The sequence below is a fragment of the Pseudomonas gingeri genome (assembly GCF_013385425.1).
Lineage (GTDB): Bacteria > Pseudomonadota > Gammaproteobacteria > Pseudomonadales > Pseudomonadaceae > Aquipseudomonas > Aquipseudomonas gingeri_D.
Genome location: NZ_JACAQA010000007.1, coordinates 156,499 through 181,571 on the forward strand (window position 1 = coordinate 156,499; position 25,073 = coordinate 181,571).

At 63.8% G+C, this 25,073-nt stretch carries 11 protein-coding genes and 2 pseudogenes; 7 read left to right on the plus strand and 6 right to left on the minus strand.

What is annotated here, in order from left to right; all coding sequences use genetic code 11:
• Positions 1 to 3 precede the first annotated feature (3 nt).
• The 4 genes from HX830_RS12785 to HX830_RS12800 all read left to right on the plus strand — a co-directional run bounded on the left by HX830_RS12785 (position 4) and on the right by HX830_RS12800 (position 16,359).
• Complete coding sequence (locus HX830_RS12785; protein ID WP_177100520.1) at positions 4 to 13,605, plus strand: non-ribosomal peptide synthetase; 13,602 nt, start codon at positions 4 to 6, stop codon at positions 13,603 to 13,605.
• Positions 13,606 to 13,887: 282 nt separating this feature from the next.
• A complete protein-coding gene (locus HX830_RS12790; protein WP_103499344.1) occupies positions 13,888 to 14,715 on the plus strand; it encodes a helix-turn-helix transcriptional regulator in 828 nt (275 codons plus the stop codon).
• Positions 14,715 to 16,133: an AdeC/AdeK/OprM family multidrug efflux complex outer membrane factor gene (adeC, locus tag HX830_RS12795; protein WP_177100522.1), complete on the plus strand. Its 1,419-nt coding sequence runs from the start codon at positions 14,715 to 14,717 to the stop codon at positions 16,131 to 16,133. Before HX830_RS12790 ends, adeC begins: the two co-directional genes overlap by 1 nt.
• A 19-nt stretch (positions 16,134 to 16,152) precedes the next feature.
• Complete coding sequence (locus tag HX830_RS12800; protein ID WP_103499346.1) at positions 16,153 to 16,359, plus strand: hypothetical protein; 207 nt, start codon at positions 16,153 to 16,155, stop codon at positions 16,357 to 16,359.
• Between the two features lie 108 nt (positions 16,360 to 16,467).
• On the opposite strand, the gene HX830_RS12805 is transcribed toward HX830_RS12800, so the two are convergent.
• The 3 genes from HX830_RS12805 to HX830_RS12815 are packed head-to-tail and all read right to left on the minus strand — an operon-like array spanning position 16,468 to position 20,572.
• On the minus strand, positions 16,468 to 17,808 hold the full coding sequence (locus tag HX830_RS12805; RefSeq protein WP_256350494.1) for an MFS transporter: 1,341 nt from the start codon (positions 17,806 to 17,808) through the stop codon (positions 16,468 to 16,470).
• 41 nt (positions 17,809 to 17,849) lie between these two features.
• Entirely contained in the window at positions 17,850 to 19,391 is a 1,542-nt protein-coding gene (locus HX830_RS12810; protein ID WP_177100524.1) for a class I adenylate-forming enzyme family protein, read from the minus strand.
• A gap of 2 nt (positions 19,392 to 19,393) precedes the next feature.
• A complete protein-coding gene (locus HX830_RS12815; protein ID WP_177100526.1) occupies positions 19,394 to 20,572 on the minus strand; it encodes an acetyl-CoA acetyltransferase in 1,179 nt (392 codons plus the stop codon).
• A gap of 149 nt (positions 20,573 to 20,721) precedes the next feature.
• Between HX830_RS12815 and HX830_RS12820 the strand changes: the two genes are divergently transcribed.
• The 3 genes and pseudogenes from HX830_RS12820 to HX830_RS12830 all read left to right on the plus strand — a co-directional run.
• Entirely contained in the window at positions 20,722 to 21,294 is a 573-nt protein-coding gene (locus HX830_RS12820; RefSeq protein WP_103499341.1) for a LuxR C-terminal-related transcriptional regulator, read from the plus strand.
• A pseudogene (locus tag HX830_RS12825) lies at positions 21,284 to 21,554 on the plus strand (type II toxin-antitoxin system RelE/ParE family toxin). Before HX830_RS12820 ends, HX830_RS12825 begins: the two are co-directional and overlap by 11 nt.
• Positions 21,555 to 21,711: pseudogene (locus tag HX830_RS12830) on the plus strand (helix-turn-helix transcriptional regulator); the annotation flags it as partial.
• A 70-nt stretch (positions 21,712 to 21,781) separates the two neighbouring features.
• Here HX830_RS12830 and HX830_RS12835 read toward each other — a convergent pair.
• The 3 genes from HX830_RS12835 to HX830_RS12845 all read right to left on the minus strand — a co-directional run bounded on the left by HX830_RS12835 (position 21,782) and on the right by HX830_RS12845 (position 24,499).
• Positions 21,782 to 23,023, minus strand: coding sequence for a M20/M25/M40 family metallo-hydrolase (locus HX830_RS12835; protein ID WP_177100528.1), 1,242 nt, complete (start codon positions 23,021 to 23,023; stop codon positions 21,782 to 21,784).
• Positions 23,024 to 23,087: 64 nt separating this feature from the next.
• Entirely contained in the window at positions 23,088 to 23,888 is an 801-nt protein-coding gene (locus HX830_RS12840) for a class I SAM-dependent methyltransferase (RefSeq protein WP_177100530.1), read from the minus strand.
• A 248-nt stretch (positions 23,889 to 24,136) separates the two neighbouring features.
• Positions 24,137 to 24,499: a hypothetical protein gene (locus tag HX830_RS12845; RefSeq protein ID WP_218171284.1), complete on the minus strand. Its 363-nt coding sequence runs from the start codon at positions 24,497 to 24,499 to the stop codon at positions 24,137 to 24,139.
• Positions 24,500 to 25,073: the final 574 nt, after the last annotated feature.

Below are 25,073 nucleotides of genomic sequence, written 5' to 3' on the forward strand. Positions count from 1 at the left end.
AAATTGAACTCACATAACGATAGTCTCGACCAGTTGAAACGTGCCGCCATGCTGCGCCTGCTCAAGCAGCGCGGCGCCACGCGGACCGTCGATACCACCTCGGACGACATGGTTGCCGTGGACCGCGACGGTCCGTTGGCGCTATCGTTCGCCCAGCAACGCCTGTGGTTCCTCGATCAGCTGGACCCGACGGCCAGCGCCGCCTACCACATGCCGGCGGCACTGGTGCTGCGCGGCAGCCTTGACCACAACGCACTGAAGGCCGCCCTCGATCAACTGGTGGCCCGCCATGAAAGCCTGCGTACCACCTTCCGCCGTGACGGCGAGCAGCCGGTGCAAATCATCGCGCCGGCCAACTGCGGCTTCAGCCTGGCGGAGCACGATCTGCGCCACCTCTCCGTCGAGCTGGCGGCAGAACAGGCCGCCCGGTTGAGCGAACGCGAAGCCACGACGCCCTTCGACCTGCTGAACGGGCCGCTGATCCGTGGCAGCCTGCTGCGCCTGGCCGACGATGAACACCGCCTGCTGATCACCCAGCACCACATCATCTCCGACGGCTGGTCCATCGGGGTGCTGGTCAAGGAGTTCGCCGCGCTGTACCAGGCCTTCAGCACCGGCCAGGCCGATCCCCTGCCGGCCCTGGCCCTGCAATACGCCGACTACGCGGCCTGGCAACGCCGGCACCTGGAAGGCGAACGCCTGAGCCGGCACGTCGAGTTCTGGCGCAGTCACCTGGCCGGCGCCCCGGCCTTGCTTGCGTTGCCCACCGACCGGCCACGTCCGGCGGTGCAGAGCTACCGTGGCGAGACCCTGAGCTTCGATTTGCCCGTGGCCCTGTCCGCGGCCATCACCCGCTTCGCCCAGTCCCGTGCCGCGACCCCGTTCATGACCCTGATGGCCGCCTGGGCGGTCCTGCTGGGCCGGATCAGTGGCCAGCAGGACGTGGTGATCGGCACCGTGACCGCCAACCGCGACCGCCAGGACGTGCAGGCGTTGATCGGTTTCTTCGTCAACACCCTGGCCCTGCGGGTGCGCCTGGACGCCAACCCGACCCTCGACCAGGTGCTGCAACAGGTCAAGGAACTGCTGCTGGAGTCCGCCAGCCGCCAGGACACCCCGTTCGAGCAAGTGGTCGAGGCCCTCAAGCCACCTCGCAGCGCCAGCTACAGTCCGGTGTTCCAGACCATGCTCTACACCAACGCCGGCGGTGCCGGCGGGCAGTTGCAACTGCCGGGATTGAACCTGGAGTTCCTGCCGTCGCACAAGGACAACACCCAGCACGACCTGTCGTTGCACATCGACGAAGGCGGTTCGAGCCTGTCCTGCAGCCTGTCGTATTCCACCGCCCTGTTCGACGCCAGTACCGTCGAACGCCTGGCGGCGCGCTTCGAACGCCTGCTGCGGTGCTTCACCGAAGCCCCGCAAACCCGACTCGGCGCCCTGGAACTGGACGCGGCCCTGGCGCTGCCCGAGGTCAGCGCGCTGGTGCCGGTCCCGGCACGGCTGCCGCTGTCCTATCACCAGGAACGGGTCTGGTTCGTCGACACCTTCGAAACCGGCTACCTGTACGCGGCCAACCCGGTCTATCACAACGTCGCGCTGCTGCTGGAGATCTTCGGCGAACTGCAGGTCCAGGCCCTGCAAACCGCCCTCGACGGGCTGCTGGCCCGCCACGCCATCCTGCGCTGCCGGGTGCATTCCGACGGTGCCAGCGCCTGGCAGAGCTTTGACGGCCCGGCGAGCCTGGTGCTGGAACAGCTCCAGGGTACTCCGGGCAACCTGACGGCCCTGGCCCTGGCCGAAACCCGCCGTCCCCTGGACATGAACGGCGGCAGCCTGGTGCGTGCCAGCCTGATTCGCGCGGACGAGAAAAACGCCGTGCTGGCCCTGGCCGTGCATCACCTGCTGGCCGATCGCACGTCGATGCAACTGATCAAGCGTGACCTGCTGTCACTCTATGAAGCCGCCTGCGCCGAGCGCGAGGCCAACCTGCCGGCGCTGTCCCTGGGTTACAGCGACTTCGCCGCCTGGCAGCGCCAACTGCCGGCCGCCGTGCGCGAGAACCTGCGGGCCTACTGGGCCTATCAACTGCGTGGCAAGCTGCAAGCCCTGGAGCTGCCACTCAACCGCCCACGGGCGGCGGTCCATGTCTTCAGCGAAGCCACCCATGAGTTCGTTATCGAGGCGGCACTGGTCAAGCGCCTCAGCGAGCTGGCCCGGGACGTCGGCGTCAGCGCCGACAGCCTGGCCCTGAGTGCCTTCACCGCCCTGCTGCGGCGCTATGCCGGGCACGATGAATTGGTGATCGGCACCACCGCATCCTGCCGTGAACCGGCCCTGCAAGACGTGGTCGGCCCGCTCGACAACCTGCTGGTGATCCGCGGCACCTGCGATAGCGATACCACCCTGCAAACCCTGCTGGAACAGACTGCCGGCACCCTGGCCGACGCCCGTCGTCATCGCCACATGCAGTTCGACCAGTTGGTGCTGGCCCTCAATCCAGCCAAGGACATGAGCCGCACCGCGCTGTTCGACGTGCTGTTCAACTTCCAGTCCGTCAGCGACAGTCGCACCCTGATCGCCGGGCTTGCGGTCAACAGCCTGGAAACCAACCTGGGCTACGGCAAGAACGACCTGCACCTGTTGATCAGTGCCGGCGAACAACACTGGAATGGTCACCTGGCCTACAACGCCGACTTCTTCGACCCTGAATTTATCCAGCAACTGATGCGTCACTACGTGCGCCTGTTGCAGGCCTTTGTCGACACCCCGCAACAGCGTGTCGACGACGTCGCCCTGCTGGATGCGGCCGAGCGTCAGCGGCAGGTCCTCGACTTCAACAATACCGAAGCCGCCTGGCCCGACAGCCTGACCCTGCACCAGATCTTCGAGGAACAGGCACGCCTGACCCCGGACAATATCGCCGTCAACCTCGGCGAAGAACGCCTGAGCTATCGCCAACTCAACGAACAGGCCAACCGCCTGGCCCACAGTCTGCGCGACGCGGGCGTGCAACCGCAGGAACTGGTGGCCATTGCCCTGGAGCGCTCGCTGGCGATGATCATCGCCACCCTGGCGGTGCTCAAGGCCGGCGCCGCCTATGTGCCGATCGATCCCGCTTCGCCGGCTGAACGTATCGCCTATGTGTTGCGCGACAGCGGTGCCAGCAAGGCCATCGCCGGCCAGGACATCAGCCCCGCGCTGCTGGCGCTCGGCATTGAAGTCTTCGCGCCCGAATCGATCCATGCGGCGCCCCACAACGCCCGGTATTCGGCCAACCTGCCCAACCTCAACGCCCCGGATCATCTCTGCTATGTGATCTACACCTCGGGATCCACCGGCGAACCCAAGGGTGCGCTGCTGGAACACCGCAACGTCGTGCGGCTGATGCACAACAATCGCTCGGAATTCGCCTTCAATGCCGAGGATGTCTGGTCGCTGTTCCACTCCAACGCCTTCGACTTCTCGGTCTGGGAGATGTACGGCGCCCTGCTCCATGGTGGCCGCCTGACCCTGGTCCCCGAAGCCCTGCGCCGCGATCCGGCGGAGCTGCTGGGTTTCCTCGAACGCGAACAGGTGACGGTGCTCAACCAGACCCCGTCGGCCTTCCTGCAGCTCAGCGGCGCCGCCCTGGCCCGCAGCGATGTGCGCCTGGAACACCTGCGTTATGTGATCTTCGGCGGTGAAAGCCTGGAGCTGGGCAAGCTCGACGCCTTCCATCAAGCCTTCGCCCATGTGGCGCTGGTAAACATGTACGGCATCACCGAAACCTGCGTGCACGTGACCTACAAGGCCATCGCGACGGCAGATATCGCTGCCGGTATCTCCAATGTCGGCCGGCCGATCCCGACCACCGTGGCCTATGTCCTCGACGCCCAGCAGCGCCTGCTGCCCATCGGCGTGGCCGGGGAAATCTGTGTCGGCGGCCTGGGGGTCGGTCGCGGTTACCTGAACCGTGAGCAGCTGACCGCCGAACGTTTTATCGCCGACCCTCTGCGTCCCGGTGAGCGCCTGTATCGCTCCGGGGACCTGGGCAAGTTGCTGGACAACGGCGAGATCATTCACCTGGGTCGGATGGACGCCCAGGTGAAGATTCGCGGTTTCCGTATCGAGCTGGGGGAAATCGAGGCCAAGCTGCTGGCCTGTGACGGCGTGCGCGAAGCCCGGGTCCTGGCTCGCGATGACGTGGGCCAGGGCAAACGCCTGATCGCCTACCTGATCGCCAAGCCGTCGGTCCGCCTGGAAATCGCGGCCTTGCGCAAACAACTGGGCGCCACCCTGCCCGACTATATGATCCCCAGCGCCTTTGTCAGCCTGGCGGCCTACCCGCTGACCGGCAACGGCAAGCTGGACCAGGACGCGCTGCCGGCGCCGGACCTGGATGCCATGTCCGAGCGCGGCTACACCGCACCGCAAGGCGCCACCGAACTGGCCCTGGCGCAGATATTCCAGGAACTGCTGGGCCTGGAACGCGTGGGCCGGCATGACGGCTTCTTCGAACTCGGCGGCCACTCCCTGCTGGCCGCGCAACTGGTTTCCCGGGTACGTCAGCAACTGGGCGGCGAGATGATGCTGCGCCAGCTGTTCAGCCACCCGACCGTGGCCGAACTGGCGCGGGTGGTCGGCGGCCTGCAAGCGACCGGGACCGACAGCATCGAGCCGGTCGAGCGCAGCGCGCCCTTGGCGCTGTCGTTCTCCCAGCAACGCCTGTGGTTCCTCGACCAGCTCGATCCCGGCGCCAGCAGTGCCTATCACATGCCGATGTCGCTGCTGTTGCGCGGCAATCTCGACCACGTCGCACTCAAGGCCGCCCTCGACCGCCTGGTGGCGCGTCACGAAAGCCTGCGCACCACCTTCGAACGCCACGGCGAACAGCCGGTGCAGATTATCGCCCCGGCGGACTGCGGTTTCGCCCTGGCCGAGCAGGACTTGCGCACGCTGTCCTACGAGCAGGCCAGCCTCAGCGCCTCGCGCATTGGCAACAGCGAAGCCACGGCGCCCTTCGACCTGCGCCAGGGTCCGCTGATTCGCGGGCGCCTGCTGCGCCTGGCGGATGACGAACACATCCTGCTGATCACCCAGCACCACATCATCTCCGACGGTTGGTCGGTGGGGGTGCTGGTCAAGGAGTTCGCCGCCCTTTACCAAGCCTTCAACCAGCAGCAGGAAGACCCGCTACCGGCCCTGTCGATCCAGTATGCCGACTACGCCGCGTGGCAGCGCCGCACCTTCACCGGCGAGCGCCTGGCCGAACAGGCCGAGTTCTGGCGTGGACACCTGGGCGGCGCCCCGGCGCTGCTGTCCCTGCCCACCGACCGGCCACGCCCCGCAGTGCAGAGCTACCGTGGCGGCGACGTACCGGTACAGATCGATGCGGCGCTGTACCAACGCCTGGAGCGCTTCTGCCAGGCCCACAACATCACCCTGTTCATGGGCCTGCTCAGTGCCTGGTCGGTGCTGATGGCGCGCCTGGGTAACGAGCGCGACGTGGTGATCGGCGTACCGACCGCCAACCGCGGCCGGACCGAAACCGAAAACCTGATCGGTTTCTTCGTCAACACCCTGGCCCTGCGCGTCGACCTCGGGCAGGACCCGAGCGTGGCGCAACTGCTGGAGCAGGTCCGCCAGACCACCCTGGCGGCCCACGAACACCAGGACATTCCGTTCGAGCAAGTGATCGAGGCCTTGCAGCCGCCACGCTCCCTGAGCCACAACCCGTTGTGCCAGGTCGCCCTGTCGCTGGACAATACCCCGGCTGGCGTCGAACTGAGCCTGCCGGGCCTGAGCCTGGTGCCCGTGGCCCAGGCCCATGAAACCGCGCAATTCGACCTGATGCTGACTCTCGGCAGCAGCAACGGTACCCTGGCCGGGGTGATCGAGTACGCCAGCGACCTGTTCGACCGCGCCACCGTCGAACGCTTCGCCCAGCACTTCCAGATCCTGCTGGAAGCGATGATCGAAGATGTTGCGCAACCGGTACTCGGCCTGCCATTGCTCACCCCCGCGCAACGCCAGGCCTCGCCGGCGCTGCTACCGCCGAAAGCGACATTCGCTGTCGAGCAACTGATTCACCAGCGTTTCGAAACCCAGGCGGCCAATCACCCGCAGCGCACCGCCCTGGTCTTCGGCGAACAGAGCCTGAGCTACCAGGCCCTCAACCGCCGCGCCAACGGCATTGCCCGCGCCCTGCTCGCCCAGGGGGTGCGCCCGGATGATCGGGTGGCGATCCTCTCCCTGCGCGGCGTCGACATGCTCTGCGCAGTGCTGGCCGTGCTCAAGGCCGGTGCCGCCTACGTGCCGCTGGACCCGGCCTACCCGGCCGAACGCCTCGCCTACCTGCTGGACGACAGCGCACCGGTGGCGTTGCTCGCACAGACGGCCTGCCTCGATGCCCTGCTGGCGCATAACGTGCCAGTGCTGAAACTCGACGAGTTGAACCGCGAAGACGCCGCCGCTGACAGCAACCTGGACCTCAACCCGCGGGCCGACGAACTGGGCCTGGCGCCGCAGCACCTGGCCTATGTCATCTACACCTCGGGTTCCACCGGTTTGCCCAAGGGCGTGCTGGTGGAGCACGGCAACGTCGCGCGGCTGTTCGACACCACCGCCGAGTTGTTCGACTTCGACCACAGCGACACCTGGACGCTGTTCCACTCCTTCGCCTTTGACTTCTCGGTCTGGGAAATCTGGGGCGCCCTGAGTTACGGCGGCAAGCTGGTGATCGTGCCGAGTGACGTGGCCCGTTCGCCGGATGACTTCTATGCCCTGGTCTGCCAGCAGCAGGTCAGCGTGCTGAACCAGACCCCGAGTGCCTTCCGCCAGTTTATCGAGGCGCGCGGTCGCAGCGAGGCAGAACACAGCCTGCGCGAAGTCATCTTCGGCGGCGAGGCCCTGGACTTTCGCAGCCTGCGGCCGTGGACCGCGAGTACCCCGCTGTCGCGCACCCGCCTGGTGAACATGTACGGCATCACCGAGATCACCGTGCACGCCACCTACTACCCGGTCAGCCAGGCCGAGATCGACACCGCCGCACCGAGCCTGATCGGCCCGGCGCTGCCGGACCTGTGCCTGCGCATCCTCGATGACTACCAGCAACCGGTGCCGGTGGGCGTCAATGGCGAGATCTATATCGGTGGCGCCGGGGTCGCCCGGCATTACCTGAACCGTGACGCGCTGAACGCCGAACGCTTTATCGCCGACCCTTACTCCGATGTGCCGGGTGCCCGCCTGTATCGCACCGGCGACGTCGCCCGTTACCGCACCGATGGCGGCGTGGTCTACGTCGGCCGCAACGACTCGCAGATCAAGATCCGCGGTTTCCGTATCGAACTGGGTGAAATCGAGGCGCAACTGCTGGCCTGTGCCGAAGTCCGCGAAGCCCTGGTGATCGTCCGTGAGGACCAACCCGGCGACAAACGCCTGGTGGCCTACCTGATCGCCGAAGACGGCAGCGCTCCCGAGTCCTCGGCCCTGCGCAGCCAACTGGCCGGCGTGCTGGCCGAACATATGCTGCCGAGCGCCTTCGTGACCCTCGCGGCCTGGCCGTTGACCACCAACGGCAAGCTCGACCGTACGGCCCTGCCGGCACCGGACCTGTCCGCCGCCGTCAGCCGCCGCTACGAAGCACCGCTGGGGGCGATCGAAACCACCCTGGCCTCTGCCTGGCAGGAATTGCTCGGCGTTGAGCGGGTCGGTCGCCAGGATCACTTCTTCGAACTCGGCGGTCACTCCTTCCTGGTCATCAGCCTGATCGAACGCCTGCGCCAGGCCGGTCTGCAACTGGATGTGCGCACCGTGTTCTCGGCGCCAACCCTGCAGGCCATGGCCACCGTCCTCGCCGGCGGCAGCCGTGCCGAACGGGTGGTCCCGGCCAACCTGATCCCGACCGATTGCACCGCGCTGACCCCGCAGATGCTGCCACTGGTGACGCTGAGCCCGCAGGAGATCGAACAAATCGTCGCCGATGTTCCGGGCGGCGCCGCCAACGTGCAGGACATCTACCCGCTGTCGTCCTTGCAGGAAGGCATCCTCTTCCACCACCTGTTGCAGTCCGAAGGCGACGCCTACCTGATGCGCACCGTGGTGACCTTTACCACTCGCACGCTGCTGGACAACTTCCTCGCCGCCGTGCAGGTGGTGATCAACCGCCATGACATCCTGCGCACCGCCCTGCGCTGGCACGGCCTGCCGCAACCGGTGCAGGTGGTTCATCGCCGGGCCCAACTGCCGGTGATCAACCTGGAGACAGCACCCGGTGAAGACGCCCTGGAGACGTTACGCCAGCGTACCGACACCCATCATCTGCGCCTGGATCTGCAACAGGCACCGCTGATCGCCGCGCATATCACCTACGATGCCCGGCGCGAACAGTGGCTGCTGGCATTGCTCGACCACCACCTGGTCAGCGACAACGTCACCTTGCGCCTGATCATGCTGGAGATCCAGGCGGTGCTGGCCGGCCAGGCCGACAGCCTGCCGCCGTCGCAGCCCTACCGCAATTTCATCGCCCAGGCCGCCAGCGTTTCCCAAGCCGAGCATGAGGCCTACTTCCGCCGCCTGCTGGCCGATGTCGATGCCACCACCGCGCCTTATGGCGTGCTCGATGTTCGCGGCAACGGCGCCGGGATCCAGCGTGCGGTGCAGCACTTGAGCGAAGATCTCAGTGCCCGGGTCTATCGCACCGCGCGCGCCCAGGGCGTACCGACCTCGGTGCTGTTCCATGCGGCCTGGGGCCTGGTGGTCGCGGCCACCAGCGGGCGCGACGACGGGATCTTCGGTACCGTGTTGTCCGGGCGCTCCCAGGGCACCACCGGTGCCGACCATGCGCTGGGAATGTTCATCAACACCCTGCCGATGCGTATTCGCCTGCAACACCACAGCGTGGGCGATATCGTCCAGGACGCCTACCAGCAGCTCAGTGAACTCCTGACCCACGAGCAGGCGCCGTTGGCCCTGGCCCAGCGTTGCAGTGCGGTGGATGCGTCGTTGCCGTTGTTCACGGTGATCCTCAACTGCCGTCACGGCGACCTGGTGAATGCCTCCGGGGAGAACGTCGAGGACATGGGCGAGCATGAAGGTATCCACTTCATCGCCTCTGAAACCCGCACCAACTACCCGATCGAGATTGCCGTAGCGAACGTGGCCAGCGGTTTCTCCCTGACCGCGCAATCCATCAGTGGTATCGACCCGCACCGTATCGCCGCCTATCTTGGCCAGGCCGTTGCCGAGCTGGTCGAGGCGCTTGAGCAAGACCCGGCACGTCTGGCCAGCAGCCTGGACGTCGTGCCCGAAGCCGAGCGGCAACTGCTGCTCAACAGCTTCAACAACACCGCTACCGAGTTCGCGCCGGCAGAGCCGATCCATGCCCTGTTCGAAAGCCAGGTCCGTGCCAATCCCGACGCCGTGGCCCTGGTCTGCGAAGACCGCCAACTGAGCTATCGCCAGCTCAACCGCCGCGCCAACCATCTGGCCCGGCAACTGCTGGCCCTCGGTGTACGGCCGGACGAACGCGTGGCGATCTGCGCCGAACGCAGCCTGGACATGATTGTCGGCCTGCTGGGTGTGCTCAAGGCCGGCGGCGCCTATGTACCCATCGACCCGGCCCACCCTGCCGACCGCATGGCCTTCATGCTGCAGGACAGCCAGCCGCGGGCGCTGTTGACTCAGACAGCGCTCACGCTACCGGCTGGCGATACGCCGCTGTTGCTGCTCGATACCGCCGAGTCGCTACGTGCCACTGACGATGAGGCTTTCGACGCCAACCCGACGGTTCCAGGCCTGACGCCGGAAAACCTGGCCTATGTCATCTACACCTCCGGTTCCACCGGCCAGTCCAAGGGCGTGATGGTCGAGCACCGTTCGGTGTTCAACTTCTGGAACGTGCTGACCCGCACCACCCACCAGCATTGCCCGACGCCAGCTACCGTGGCGCTTAACGCCGGGTTCTTCTTCGACATGTCGATCAAGAGCATCTCGCAGCTGTTCTCCGGCCACAAGCTGGTGATCATCCCGCAACTGATCCGCGCCAGTGGCGGCGAGCTGCTGGACTTCCTTGAACAGCACCGGGTGCATGCCTTCGACTCGACCCCGTCGCAGCTCGATACCCTGCTCTCCGCCGGCCTGCTGGAACGCAGCAGCTACCAGCCGATCAGCGTGCTGCTGGGTGGCGAAGCGATCAATGCCAGCACCTGGGAAAAACTGCGCAACTGCCCGACCATCCACTTCTACAACATGTACGGCCCGACCGAGTGCACGGTGGACGCCACCATCGACCTGATCCGTGATCTCGGTGAAAAACCGAGCATCGGCCGGCCGATTGCCAATGTCCAGGTGCATGTCCTCGATGCCCGTGGCGAACCCGCACCACTGGGCGTGGCCGGGGAAATCCATATCGGCGGTGCCGGTGTGGCCCGCGGATACCTCAACCGCGACGAACTGAGCGCGGAACGTTTTATCGCCGACCGGTTCTCCGACGTCCCGAATGCTCGCCTCTACAAAACCGGCGACCTCGGCCGCTGGCTGGCCGACGGCACCCTGGAGTACCTGGGCCGTAACGACTTCCAGGTGAAGATCCGCGGTTTCCGTATCGAGCTGGGTGAAATCGAAAACGCCCTGCTGGCCGTCCCGGGTCTGCGCGAAGCGATCGTCATCTCCCGCGACGACAGCCAGGGTGATTCGGAGAACCAGCGCCTGGTCGCCTATGTCTGTGGCGAGCCGGTTCCGGCCGAACACCTGCGCAGCGAGCTGCTCAAGCACCTGCCCGAGTACATGGTGCCGAGCGCCTTCGTCCATCTGGACGCCCTGCCGCTGACCGCCAACGGCAAGCTCGACCGCCGCGCCCTGCCCGCCCCCGGCCAGGACGCCCTGGCCAGCAAGGCCTACGAGGCGCCGCAAGGCGATACCGAACTGGCCATCGCCGAGATCTGGAAAGGCTTGCTGCACCTGGATCAGGTCGGGCGCAACGACGGTTTCCTCGAACTGGGCGGCCATTCGCTGCTGGCCGTGCAGTTGCTCTCGCGGCTGCGGCGCAAGCTCGGCGCGCGAATCACCCTGCGCGAGCTGTTCGACGCACCGACCGTGCGGGGCCTGGCCTCACTGGTCAACGCCTCGGCACCGAGCGAAGCGCAATCGATTCCCCTGGCCAACCGCTCGGGCCGCCTGCCGTTGTCGTTCTCCCAGCAACGCCTGTGGTTCCTCGATCACCTGGATCACGCCGCCGGCGCCGCCTACCACTTGCCGACGGCATTGCGCCTGACCGGCACGCTGGACAAGGCCGCCTTGCACGCCACCCTGGATCGCCTGGTGGCACGCCACGAAACCCTGCGCACGCGCTTTGAACTGGTGGACGGCGAACCGCTGCAGAAAATCGCTCCGGCCGATACCCGCTTCCCGCTGGCACAAGAGGACCTGCGCGAATTGCCGAGTGATGAACGCGCGGCGACCCTGGCCCGCCTCGGTCAGGACAGTGCGACACAGTTGTTCGACCTGAGCCAGGGGCCATTGCTGCGTGGTTTGCTGCTGCAAATGGCCGACGAAGAGCACGTGCTGTTGATCACCCTGCATCACATCGTCTCCGACGGCTGGTCCAACAGTGTCCTGGCCCATGAGGTGAGCGTGCTGTACACCGCGTTCAGCCAAGGCCAAAAGGACCCGTTGCCGGCCCTGGCCCTGCAATACGTGGACTACGCCGCCTGGCAGCGCCAGTCCCTCGACGGCCCGGCGCTGCAAGCCCAGGTCGACTTCTGGCGCCAGCATCTGGAAGGTGCGCCGAGCCTGCTGAACCTGCCCCTGGATCGTCCGCGTCCGGCCATCCAGAGTTATGCCGGCGGGATCGTCAACTGCGCCTTCTCGCCGGCCTTGAGCGCCGACCTGCGCGCCTTCAGCCAGGCCCAGGGCAGCACGCTGTTCATGGTCCTGCTGGCCGGCTGGTCGGTGCTGATGAGTCATCTGAGTGGCCAGAACGATGTGGTGGTCGGTACCCCGGTGGCCAACCGTCAACGTCCGGAACTGGAGCCGTTGATCGGTTTCTTCGCCAACACCCTGGCGCTGCGCGTTGCCGGCGGAGCCGACACCCGTGTCGCCGAGCTGCTCGTGCGGATCAAGGACCTGACACTGGCGGCCTATAGCCATCAGGACCTGCCGTTCGAGCAGGTGGTCAGTGCCTTGCAGCCGACCCGCAGCATGAGCCACAGCCCGTTGTTCCAGGTGATGCTGAGCCTGGACAATACGCCGCCGGCACCGCTGCAACTGCCCGGCCTGCAGGTCGAGTCCCTGGACAGCGCGCACCGCACCACTCAGTTCGACCTGTCGTTGTCGCTGGTGGACACCGCCGATCACATCGGCGGCAGCCTGCAATACGCCAGCGACCTGTTCGACACCGCGACGGTGGAGGCCATCGCCGGGCTGTTTGCCAAGGTCCTGGAAAACCTGGTGGCCGGCGCGCAGCAGACGATCGGCCAGGTGCTGGAGAACACCCCGACACTACCGCGTGCGGCCCATGCCGAGGCAGTCCCCGCCGCCGTTGAAGCACAGCCGTCCGAGGCTCTGCCTTACGAAGCGCCCCAGGGCGATACCGAAATCGCCATCGCCAACCTCTGGAAGGACCTGTTCAAGCTGGAGAACGTCAGCCGGCATGACGACTTCTTCAGCCTCGGCGGTATTTCGCTGATGGCGGTGCAAATGGCCTCGCGCTTGCGCAAGGTGCTCGGCAAGCCGATTGCCGTGCGCGATCTGTTCGTCGAACCGACCATCGCCGGTTTCGCCCGGACCCTGGACGGCCAGACGCGCCCCGGTCAGCACAGCAATCTGGTGCCGGTACGCCGTACCGGCTCGCAACGGCCGCTGTTCCTGGTCCACCCCCTGGGCGGCGAAGTGCAATATGTCCGCGACCTGGCCCCGGTGCTTGACCCACAGGTGCCGCTCTACGGCCTGGCCGCCAGTGGCCTGGTCGCCGGCGAAACACCCTTGTTCGAAGTGCCGGCCATGGCCGCGCGTTACCTGGCGGCGATTCGCCAGGTCCAGCCACAAGGGCCTTACCGCCTCGCCGGCTGGTCGGCCGGCGGCCTGATCGCCTATGAAATGGCCCGTCAGCTGCAAGCCGGCGGCGAGCAGTTGGAGTTCCTCGGCATCATCGACGCCTCGGCCCGCCCGGCGCCGGCCGCGCCGGAGTCCTTGAGCGAAGGGCAATTCCTGATGGCCTGGCTGCCCGGGCAGGTCGATCCGGATGTGCGCCGACAACTGACCGAGCTGGCCCAAGAAGAAGCCATCGAGGCGATGCTGGCCCTGTGCATGAGCCACCGGCTGCTGCCGGAGGAGCTGCCCCAGGACGTCGATGCCGGCTTGTTGCGCAGCCACCTCGCGGTGGCCTATGCGACGCGCCTGGCCGTCGGCGCCTATGTCAGCCCGGCCACCCCGCTCAAGGTCACGCTGTTTACCGCCAGCGGGCAGGAACGCAGCGACCCGCTGCTGGGCTGGGGGGCGTTGCTCGGGACCCCGCCAAGCGTCACAGCGCTGCCCGGAACCCACAACACACTGGTCAAGGCCCCTTATGTCAGTGCGCTGGGCCAGGCGATTTCCCAGGCGCTGAAGGCAGGTGAAGTGTCATGAATCTCAGACAGGAGCGCTTTTCATTCTCAAAATGTCAGCGTCAACTAAACAGCGCCGGCTCCGCGGCGTAGGATGTCCCTGTTTTCCACTACAGACTTTTCCTACTTAACTGAGCTTAATTATCACTACTGACTGAATCGTTTTTGTGAAGGGATTCACGGGTGATACCTGAACTTCCAGGTATCAAGGCTAGAAATGGTTTGAGCGTCCCGGGGAGGCGGACGGACTTCGTACTCCCCGACGACAGGATTGCAAGCTACTTCTGATATGCAGGATCAGCATATGAACCAACAGACGAATGCCAAAGATGTAGAGAAAAGCCACATTTACCTGGAGCTGGGGAAACTGGTTTCCAGCGTCGGCAATGAAACATTCCTGACGAACATGCACCAACTGATCAACGCTTCGGTGGCGGTCAGCCGGGTTGAACTGAGCGAATGGACCGTCGACGACGCCCAATCGGCGGTTGTCGATGTCCAGTTGCTGGGCTACGCCGGTCTTGAGTTGAGCCCGCAGATGCAAGCGGTCTGCCCAACCAATGCCAAGCACCGCAACGACCATCCCTTGGTCAAGCGCGTGCTGGAAGTGGAAGACGCCCTGCTGATCCACCTCAATGCCCGGATGAAAAACGAGAAGGACAATAACTGCCTCGGCACATCCCATCAGTGCAGCCTGATTTCGCGCAAGGCCAATCGTTGCTGTGTGATTTCGCTGCACCGCCCACGGGTGGATCGCGACTTCACCCTGCAAGAGCTGTCCTTTCTGAAATACCTCTCCGAGACCTTGTTGCCCCTGACGGAGCGACATGCCCGTGCCCATCGCCAATCCAGCGCAAAAAGCCCGAGTGGGTCCAGCCCACGCAACCTGGTTGCCCTGGAACAGACGCAGTTGCAGCGCGAGTTCAACGAGCGTCTGAGTGCTTGCGAGGTCACGCTCTCGGTGCGGGAAAAAGAGGTCTGCCTGGGGCTGCTGGCCGGCGGCACCGTACCTGAGATCGCAGAAAAACTCTGCGTCAAGAACAGTTCCATCGAAACCTACCTCAAGCGTTCCGCGGCCAAGCTGGGTGTCAGCGGGCGACATGGGTTGGCCAAGTGGATGATAGGAGCATAATGAACAAATCCCTGAGCCCCTGGGTGGCCATGGCCTTTGCCCTGAGCGGCTGCTCGCTGATCCCGGACTACCAGCGCCCCGCCGCGCCAGTCGCCGCACAATACCCGCAGACACCCGCCTACGCCCCGGCTCTCTCCGGGACGATGGCCGCGGACGTGGGCTGGCGTGAGCTGTTCCGCGATCCGACGCTGCAACAACTGATCGAAAGCGCGCTGCTGAACAATCGCGACCTGCGTGTGGCGGCCCTCAATGTCCAGGCCTACCAGGCGCAATACCAGATCCAGCGCGCCGACCTGTTCCCGGCGATCAGCGCCAACGGCAGCGGCACCCGCCAGCGCCTGCCGGCCAGTCTCACGCAAACCGGCAGCGCGGTGACCAGTGGCACCTACTCGGCGACCCTGGGAATCAGCTCCTATGAACTGGACCTGTTCGGACGTATCCGCGCCCTCAGTGACCAGGCCTCGTTGACCTATCTGTCCAGCGAAGAAGCCCGGCGCAGCACCCAGTTGAGCCTGGTGGCCAGTGTCGCCAACGCCTACCTGACCTGGCGCGCCGACCAGGAACTGCTGGCCTTGACCCAGGACACCCTCAGCTCCTACGAGAAGAGCCTGCGCCTGACCGAACGCAGCCAGCAAGTCGGCACCACCTCGTCCCTGGCCCTGGCCCAGTCGCGCACCTCGGTGGAAAGCGCCAGGACCAGCCTGGCGACCTTTCAGCGCCAGGTCGCCCAGGACCTCAACAGCCTGACCTTGCTGGTGGGCACAGCGGTCGCGGACACCCCGTCCAGCCGCCCACTGGCCTCCGACTGGCTCGCCGAAGTACCGGCCGGCCTGCCTTCGGACCTGCTGCAACGGCGTCCGGACATCCTCCAGGCCGAATATCAGTTGCAGTCGGCCAATGCCAGCATCGGGGCCGCCCGCGCGGCGTTTTTCCCGAGCATCACCCTGACCGCCAACGCCGGGACTTCCAGCAATGAACTGTCCGGGCTGTTCAAGGGCGGCTCGGGAGGCTGGCTGTTTCAACCGCAGATCAATATCCCGATTTTCAACGCCGGCAGCCTGCAGGCGAGCCTGGATTACTCGAAGATCCAGAAGGACATCCGCGTCTCGCAGTACGAGAAATCGATCCAGACCGCCTTCCAGGAAGTTTCCGACGGCCTGGCGGCACGCCAGACCTACAAGAACCAATTGAAAGCGCAGAACGATCTGGTGCAGGCCAACCAGGAGTATTACCGCCTGGCGGAACGCCGCTATCGTATCGGCGTCGACAACAGCCTGACCTTTCTCGATGCCCAGCGCTCACTGTTCAGCGCCCAGCAGAGCCTGATCACCGATCGGCTGTCGCAACTGACCGCCGAGGTCAATCTCTACAAGGCCCTCGGTGGGGGTTGGACGCAGCGGACACAAAAAACCTTGTAACCTTGTGAGGTCACTGATGATGGGCACATTCGAACCTGGTTCACATGTACGCCTGCGCTCGGGCGGCAAGATAATGGTGGTCAAGCACGGCTCAACGGCCGCCCATCTCCCGGAGACCCTGCTGGTGTTGTGCGAGTACCGGGCCAAGAATCGGTTGGTGCAGGGTTTCTATTCTGCGCGGGACCTGATTCTGGCGCCCAGGGAAGCGGTGCCCAATCAAGGCTGAACACGGTCCTGTAGGAACAGGGCTTGCCCGCGAAGCTTTTGGCGGCCTCAAGTACGCCTTCGCGGGCAAGCCCTGCTCCTACAAGGTTGTGGCGTTCTCAAGATCTCATTAACTGGCCGGCATCGGTGCAGCGGCGCTCGGCACCACTTTGCGGGTCTGGGCCGCACCGGTGCTGGCAACAAAATCCCCCTGACGCAACAACACCAGCGCAATCAGCGACACCACCCCCGTGCCGACATAGAAGTACCAGGGCGAAGTAATGTCCCCGGTCAACTTGATCAGCCAGGTGGAAATCAGCGGCGCGCTGCCACCGAATACCGCCACCGGAATGTTGTACGCCACCGCGATACCGGTGGAACGGATGCGCGTGGGCAGCAGTTCGCTCATCAGTGCGTAGGTCGACGAGGCATACAGCCCGAACAGGATCGCCACCGCCATCAGCGGCCAGAAAAACGAGGCCGCCGTGGCCGTCGGCGCCGACTTGAACAGCCAGAACATCGCCAGGGTCGCCAGGCTCCCCACCACCAGCAGAAACGGCTTGCGCCCGTAGCGGTCGGTGAACGCCCCGCCGAACGGCATGACAAAGGCCGCCGAGAAGCTGGCGGTAAAGACGTAGAGCAGGGTCGTGCCGCTGTCGAACTTGAGAATGCTCGACATGTAGGTCGAGGCAAAGGTCAGTACCAGGTAGAAGATCGAGCTGTGCAGGGTGATGATAAAGAACACCAGGGCAATCGCCCGTTTCCACTGCCAGACTTCCCGCAGTGGCGCCTTCGAGGTCTGCCCGGCCTGCAGCAAGGCGATAAACTCGGGGCTGTCTTCCAGTTTCAGGCGAATGTACATCGAGATCAGGCCCAGGGGCGCCGCCATCAAAAAGGGAATGCGCCAACCCCAGTCCTGCATCAGCTCTGCGCCCAGGGTCCAGGTCATGCCGTTGGCCACCGCGCCACCGAGCAACAGGCCAAGCACCGCCGTGACCATCAGCCAGCAAGTGGCAAAGCCTCGCCGTCCTGGCCCCGCGTACTCGGAAATAAAACTGGTGATGGTGCCGATCTCGCCGCCGGCGGAAAAACCCTGCACACAACGAATCAGCACCAGCAGGATCGGCGCGGCAATCCCCAAGGTTGCATAGGTCGGCAACAACCCCAGCAGGCAGGTGGAACCGGCCATCATCACCAGCACCGTGATCAGGGTCTTGCGTCGACCGATCTTGTCCGCCAGCGGGCCGAAGAACAGTCCGCCCAACGGGCGGATGAAAAAGCTCAGGGCAAAGGCGGCGAAACTGGCGAGCAGACTGGTGGTGGGGTCGTCGGAGACGAAGAACGACCGGCCGATATAGACGGCGAGAAAGCCGTAGACGCCGTAGTCGTACCATTCGATCAGGTGGCCGGAAGTGGCACCGATAAACGCCCGGCGTCGTTGCCGGGCCGGGTCTGTGTGTTGCATTCCCATGGAAGGGACTCCTGTCTGATGGCTATCCGTAAAAGGGTTGTTCAGGGAACGAGGGTGTCATTGGCGCTGTGCTTCAACCACAGGCGCAGTTCGGTCTTGAGGACCTTGCCATAGCTGTTTCTCGGCAGATCGCTGCGAAAGACATACTTCTTCGGCTTCTTGAACGAGGCCATGCGCTCGACGAACCAGGCATTGAGCGACGACTCGTCAAGCGTCCCGGCGATGCGCGCGACGACGAACGCTACCACCGATTCACCCCAGTGTGCATCCGTTTCGCCGACCACACAGACTTCAAAGACCCCCGGGTGCTGTGCCAGCACTTCCTCGACTTCCCGGGGATAGATGTTGCTGCCGCCGGAAATGATCACATCCTTGGAGCGGTCGGTGAGCGTCAGGTAACCGGCCTCGTCGACAAAGCCCACGTCACCGGTCAGCAGCCAGCCTTCCACCAGGGTCTGGCGCGTTGCGGCCTCGTTGCGCCAGTAACCTTGCATGACGGTGGGCCCGCGCACGGCGATTTCGCCCATCTGACCAACCGGCAGCGGCCGGTGCCCGGGATCGAGGATGCGGATTTCCACGCAGGACTGGGCGCGGCCCACGGACGCGGTCAGCCTCGCCCATTCGGGGTGTTTGCGATCGGCGATCACCTGGCGGGACAAGGCACTGATGGTCATCGGGCTCTCGCCCTGGCCATAGATCTGCACCAGTCGTGGCCCGAAAGTAACGAGGGCCTCCTTCAGGTCCGCCTGGTACATGGGAGCGCCACCATAGACAATCGTCTTGATGCCCTCCCCGCTATAGCCTTGACGGCGGGCCTGCTCGACCATGCGCTTGAGCATGGTGGGCGCCGTGAACAAACTGACATTGCCCAGCCAGTTCGCCAGGCCGAACAGCTCGTCGGCCCTGAAGCCACGGGACTCAGGGACCACATGGCGCGCGCCACGGCGCACGTGGATAAAGTTGTAGAGACCGGCACCGTGGGACATCGGCGCCGCATAGACCACGGCATCCTCGGCACTGACCGGGTCCACATCCAGCGGATAGCACAGCGACATGGCCATAAGGTTGCCATGGCTCAGCATCACGCCCTTGGATCGACCGGTGGTGCCGGAGGTGTAGAACAACCAGGCCAGGTCATCGGCATGACGCAGACAAGGGGTATCCAGCGCCGTCGAAGCCACCGGCTCGAACTCGCCCATGTCTTCCCGATCCAGCTCTCGGCAACCCGGCAGCGGGATATCGGGCGCGAACACCTCGCCACCGTCAGTGAAAATCAGCCGGGCCTGGGCGTTCTCGACGATCCAGCTGACCTCGACAGGGTGCAGCTTGCAGTTGATCGGCACCGCCACGGCGCCGACCCACCAGATGGCGTAGAGCAGCTCGAGGTATTCACAGCAGTTCAGCATGAACAGGGCGACACGATCACCAGGGACGATCCCGTGCTCGTTGACCAGATACGCGGCCCGGTGCCGAACCAGGGCCACAAAGGCCCCATAGTTGGCGACCTGCCTCAGCCCCTCGAACAAGGCGGGTTGCTCCGGACAACGCAAGGCGGTGTCTTCCAGCCAGTTGGCGATATTCATGCTCAGCTCCTGCGTGCCTGAAGAACCGAAGCGTAGTTGGCGACCGCCATGCCACCCATATTGAATACCAGACCGAACTCGGGATTCTGGGCCGCGAGGCCAATCGGTTCGCCGGTCAGTTGCCGAAATGCCAGGGCATGCATCGAGACCCCGGTCGCGCCCACCGGGTGTCCCTTGGCCTTGAGTCCGCCGGACAGGTTCACCGGCAGCCGCCCACCCGGGCGCACGGTGCCGTCATCCAGGGCCCGATGCCCTTCGCCCCGGGGCGCCAGGCCCATGGCTTCGTAGATCAGCAGCTCGGCGATGGTGAAGCAGTCATGGACTTCGGCAAAGCCGAGGTCGCCGAGGGTCACACTGGCGCTGCGCAGGGCCGAGTGGATCGCCCGCTGCGGCCCTTCGAAGGCGAGGATGTCACGGCGGGCGATCGGCAGAAGATCATTGACCTGGGCGGTAGAGCGGATCCGCACCTCGCGGCGGAACTGCTGCGCGCGCCGGGACGAGGCCAGCACAATGGCCGCCGCGCCGTCGCTGATCAGCGAACAATCGGTCAGGCGCAGCGACGGCGCGACATAGGGATTGCTCCGGGAAACGTTGTTGCAGTGTTCGAAATCCATCACCCGATGCATCTGGGCCAGGGGATTGGCCATGGCATTGGCGTGGTTCTTGGACGCGATGGCGGCCATGGACGCCATGGGGCAGTGGTAACGCTGGCGGTACTGCTGCGCGGCAAGGCCGAACAGTTGCGGAAAACTCAAGCCCGCCTCCTCGCTATTGTTCTGGTACCCGGCACCGGCCAGGGCCTTGGTGACCTCGGCCGTGGAGTTGCCGGTCATCTTCTCGGCGCCCACCACCAGCACCAGCTCGGCGGAGCCCGAGAGAATCGCGTTGATCCCCGCCTGGATCGCCGCCGAGCCCGAAGCACAGGCGTTTTCACAGCGGGTGGCGGGTTTGAAGCGCAGCCCCGGGTCGGCTTGCAGCAGCAACGAGCTGGCAAAACCGTCCGGGACCAGGCCCGAATTGAAATGCCCGAGGAATAACGCATCGATCTCCGAAGCCGAGATCGCGGCATCCGTCAGCGCCTGACGGGTCACTTGAACGATCAGATCTTCCAGGGTGGAACCTTCAAGCCGGCCAAAGCGCGAGTGGCCGGCCGCAACAATGGAGACACAATCATGAATCATGGTGATTTTCTTCTTGGCATGGATCAGGCATTGCTTACAATGGCGCATCGCCGGTATCGCTCGCCAGTTAGTACAACTACCTACCTGGGTACGTAGCGATTCCGGGCCGGAAATCGCCAGTATCGGACTTACCTTGAGGCAGGATGCCAATGACCGTCTTCACACAACAACTGAAAGACCTTCAGCGCCTGGCCTTCATGGTCTCGCCCGCAGCGCAATTGATCACCGGCAATCGCCTGATGCTCGATTGCAACGAGGCCTTCCTGGAGTTGTTCGGTTACCCGCGCGAAGAGCTGCTGGGGCAGCTGACCCTGCTGATCTACCCGTCCCAGGCCGACTACAAGACCATCGGCAATCGCAGTCGCAGTTGGCTGCGCCGCAGCAAGAGCGGCTCCTACGCCGACGAACGTTTTATGCAGCACAAGAACGGCGAGGTGTTCTGGGCCAGGTCCCAGGGCTATACCCTGACTCCGGACGATCCGTTCAAGCTGATGGTCTGGCACTTCGAACGCCTGGATCGGGCACACCACGCCACGGTGGACCTCACGCCGCGGGAACGGGAAATATCGATGCATATCGTCAACGGCCTGACCTGCAAGGAAGTAGCCCGCAAGCTGGCGATTTCCCATCGGACCGTGGAAGTCCACCGTGCCCGCCTGATGAAAAAGATGCAGGCCAAGAACAGCGCGGACCTGGTGTCGAAGATCATCTTTGTCGATTGAGGCAAAAGTCCTTCGGATTTTTTTCGAAAGCGGCTCAACCAGTGGTATCAGCCCGGACCAGGCAAAGCGTATCCGGCGTATTGCTCGCGCTAAACCGGGCAGAGACTCCAGATGATGTGAACCTTCCTGGTTGGAGGCTACACGCGCTAGAAGGTGAAATGTCAGGATTCTGGCCAATCACCGTGACCGCCAACTGGCGTGTAATCTTCCGTTTCGTAGGAACGGACGTCGAATTGGTCAACTACTTGGACTACCACTGAACGGAGCTCCTTCATGGGCATGCCCCCATCAGCCCAGATCTTGCTGTAAGACTGGAGCGCGCTGGCATCAGTACTGCACGTCTCTGGCTGAGTATTCAGGCAGACGGTGGAGCATCGAGAACAGCCCACTATCGAACGTTATACCCAGGCGGGCTGATGCAAAGTTGGGGGCAACCTGCGCTCAGATCGTTCCCGGCGTTGCGGGAACGATCTGACAAAACCAGGCCCTAGCGCTTGGCCAGGTCCATGATCATGCGGCTCAGCAGATAGATCCGGGGAGACACGCTTTCCACCTCGGCGTATTCCTCGGGGGTATGGATATTACCGCCGACAATCCCGAAGCCATCCAGCGTCGGCGTGCCCACGCCCGCCGACAGGCTGGCATCCGCCGCCCCGCCGCTGCCCTCGATAGTCAGCTTGCGGCCCAGTTCACCGTAGATCCCCTGGGCGATGGTCACCAGCGCATCCGACTCGGCGGTTTCCGGCATCGGCGGCAAACCGCGCAACAGGCTGGTCTTGACCTCGGTTTCCGGAATCAGCTTGTTGGCCGAAACCCGTGCCAGGTCCTTCTCGATCCGATCGAACTCCTCCGGCAATGCCGCCCGCACATCGGCCTTGGCGGTGGCCTGGTCAGGGATCACATTGATCCGGTCCCCGGCCTTGAGCACGGTGAAGTTGATGGTGGTCTTCTTCTCTTCATCGCCCAGCTTGCTCAGTTGCAGGATCTGGTGGGCTGCTTCCATGGCCGCGTTGCGTCCCAACTCCGGTGCCACGCCGGCGTGCGCGGCCTTGCCCTTGATCTCGACTACCGCGGTGGCGCTGCCCTTGCGCCAGACCACCAGGCCATCGGCCGGACGACCGGGTTCCAGGTTCAGGGTGACGTCGTGGGCCTTGGCGGTGTTCCGGATCAGTTCGGAGGCGATCTCCGAGCCGGTTTCCTCGCTGGCGTCGAGCAGGAAGGTGATTTGCGCGTAGTCCTGGAAGTTCTGGTTCTTCAGCACTTTGAGGGCATAGATCCCGGCGACGATGCCACCCTTGTCATCCATTACGCCAGGGCCGTAGGCGCGACCGTCCTTGATCTGGAATGGACGCTCGCTTGCCGAGCCTTCCTTGAACACCGTGTCCATATGCGCCATCAACAGGATTTTGGCCTTGCCGGAGCCCTTGAAGGTAGCGAGTACGTGGCTGTTACGGGCGTGTGCGTCGGGCACCAGTTCAATGGTCGCGCCGAGTTTTTTCAGCTCATCGACAGCGATATCGCGCACCTGGGTCAGGCCCGGCTCGTAGCCCGAACCCGAATCGATATTTACCAGACGTTCCAGCAACTTCAGGGCTTCGGCCTTGTACTGTTCGGCGTCGGCCTGGATTTGTTTATGGGGTTCGGCGCTCCAGGCCGGTGCGCTGAAACCGCAGGCGAGCGCCAGGCCGAGGGTGGTCGCCAGCAAGGTGCGGGGGAGATTGAACGTCATGAACGGGTCCTTGTTTTTTATTGGAGTGTTGCGTGTTGCTTGTCTACCGGTTGCTTCATCCTCGCTACATCTTGATGCCCGTCAGGGTGTAGCACATTGGCACAGCCCAATAGCCGTCTTCATAGATGTCATAGATCTCTTCCCGGTTGGAGTGCGGGTACTCCGAGAAATGACTGATGCGCAAACCGGCACTGATCGCGCCGGTGATGATTTCAGTCAAGGTATGAGGATGCCAGTAGCTACTGATGCCGTTGGCCTCGGCTTGGCCTTCGTAGACGATGGTTTTGTCTTCAACGATTGGGCCGGTCTGGAAGTAGGAGCTGGAGATTCTCCACGGGTCGGTAGACTCGGGGTCCAGCATCTCCAGAAAGGGATGGGTTTCGTAGATCACCAGCGTGCCGCCCGGCCTGAGCGTCTTCGCTGCGTGGACGAAGAACGCCTTGATGTCTGGCATCCAGTTCAGGACGCCGATGGTGATCAGGGCGATATCGAAACTTTCGTGAAGATCGGCTGGTAACTCATGCACATCGGACTCGACGAATGTCGGTGTATGGGGAGAGCGAGCGGTCAGCTCGCGTGCCTGGTCCAGAAAGGCAGAGGCCTGGTCCAGCCCCACGACGGTTCGGGCGCCCAGGGCAAATAACGAAAGTGATTCGCGGCCATTGTTGCAGCCCAGTTGGATAACATCCTTGCCGGCGATACCGACCTCACGCAAGCGCTCGGTCAGGGTTGCATCCAGGCATGAAAAGTCCGGCATGCCGACTGATTCGAGGAGAGTCGTCCAGGCGCGGCTGGTTCTGTGGTGGTCGGCGGAGGCGTTCCAGGCGTCTCGATTGCTGCTGATGACGCTCTTGGCGGATGACATGTTCTAGTTCCCTTAGAATGATTCTTCGTCTGCAATAAATCTCGACCGGGCTGTCTTGCCTGAGTCTTACGCAATGCTCATTGCGTCTAATACAGAGTTGAACGATCTTCAAAGCGTACGTGAATTGGCGGGTACAAGGAAGGCAGCAAGATTTGCGTTGGCCTTAAACGAAAAAGAGATCAAGCAGCCAAATACTTGATCTCTCTGAGTGGGGAAACGGGAGCAGATTTATTTGCTCACAGCCTCAATCAATCGACAGTTTGTCCACTGCGTGAGGACAGCTGATTGGACGGGGCCGCACCCTCAAGCAAGGCGTCCACCACTGCACGCGCCACCTCCACCGAATGCAGCATGCCCCAGAACAACGCCCGCTCGACGGGGTTGGTATGCAGGCTGATTTCGTCGCCATTGAGCTCCGCCGTTTCGAGCAGATTGGAAACGTAGGTCAGTGCGTCCTGGGCGTTGATGCCTGGTTGGATGGCGAACAGCGTAGGCTTGTACGGGGCTTCGGGGGTGACGGGTTTGGAGCAGGTGAACGCGAGGGTATCGAGCAACCGGGGTGTGCTTGCCGGGGCCGGCTCGGGTTCGTTGGAAAGTTTGCGCAGGTACATCGCCCTGTCGGCGGTACTGAGGGTTTTGCGAACACCCGGCGGATCTGGAGTGATTTTCTTGGTCACGGTAAAGCTCCTCTGTTAAGAAAAGGAACTCGTCACCCCACGCTGCAAAACGAAAGGTGGCAAGCTGTACACAGGTTTGCAGACCGGAACAGAGGACCGGCAGGCCGAAGCCTCCTGCGCACAGCTCGCCATAACGCGAGCACAAAAACCGCTTTCGCGGCGCTGTGCGCCTCTGTAGTTCCGGGCTGCAAAACCCGAGTCGCTGAATTTGCAGCGACAGCCGAACTGTAGCCCTGGGGTTTGGCGCACGCAATATTCTCCCATGCCTGTAGCGCGTGGGAAATATGAGTTTTTTCGGCAGTCCATTTCGCGTATTGATTGAGCGCTACTGAGCCGCGCGCTAAAGCGAAGACCCAAGCCTTACCCCATACTGATGAAAACACGTCGATCAGCAACGGAGGATGTCAGGAAAGCAGGCATCCGAAGAGAGTTAAGTGCCAATCAAATGCGTCCCCTTTTCCGAGGTACATCTGCGAGGCGGGATAAGCGCTTGATTGAATCGCTCCCG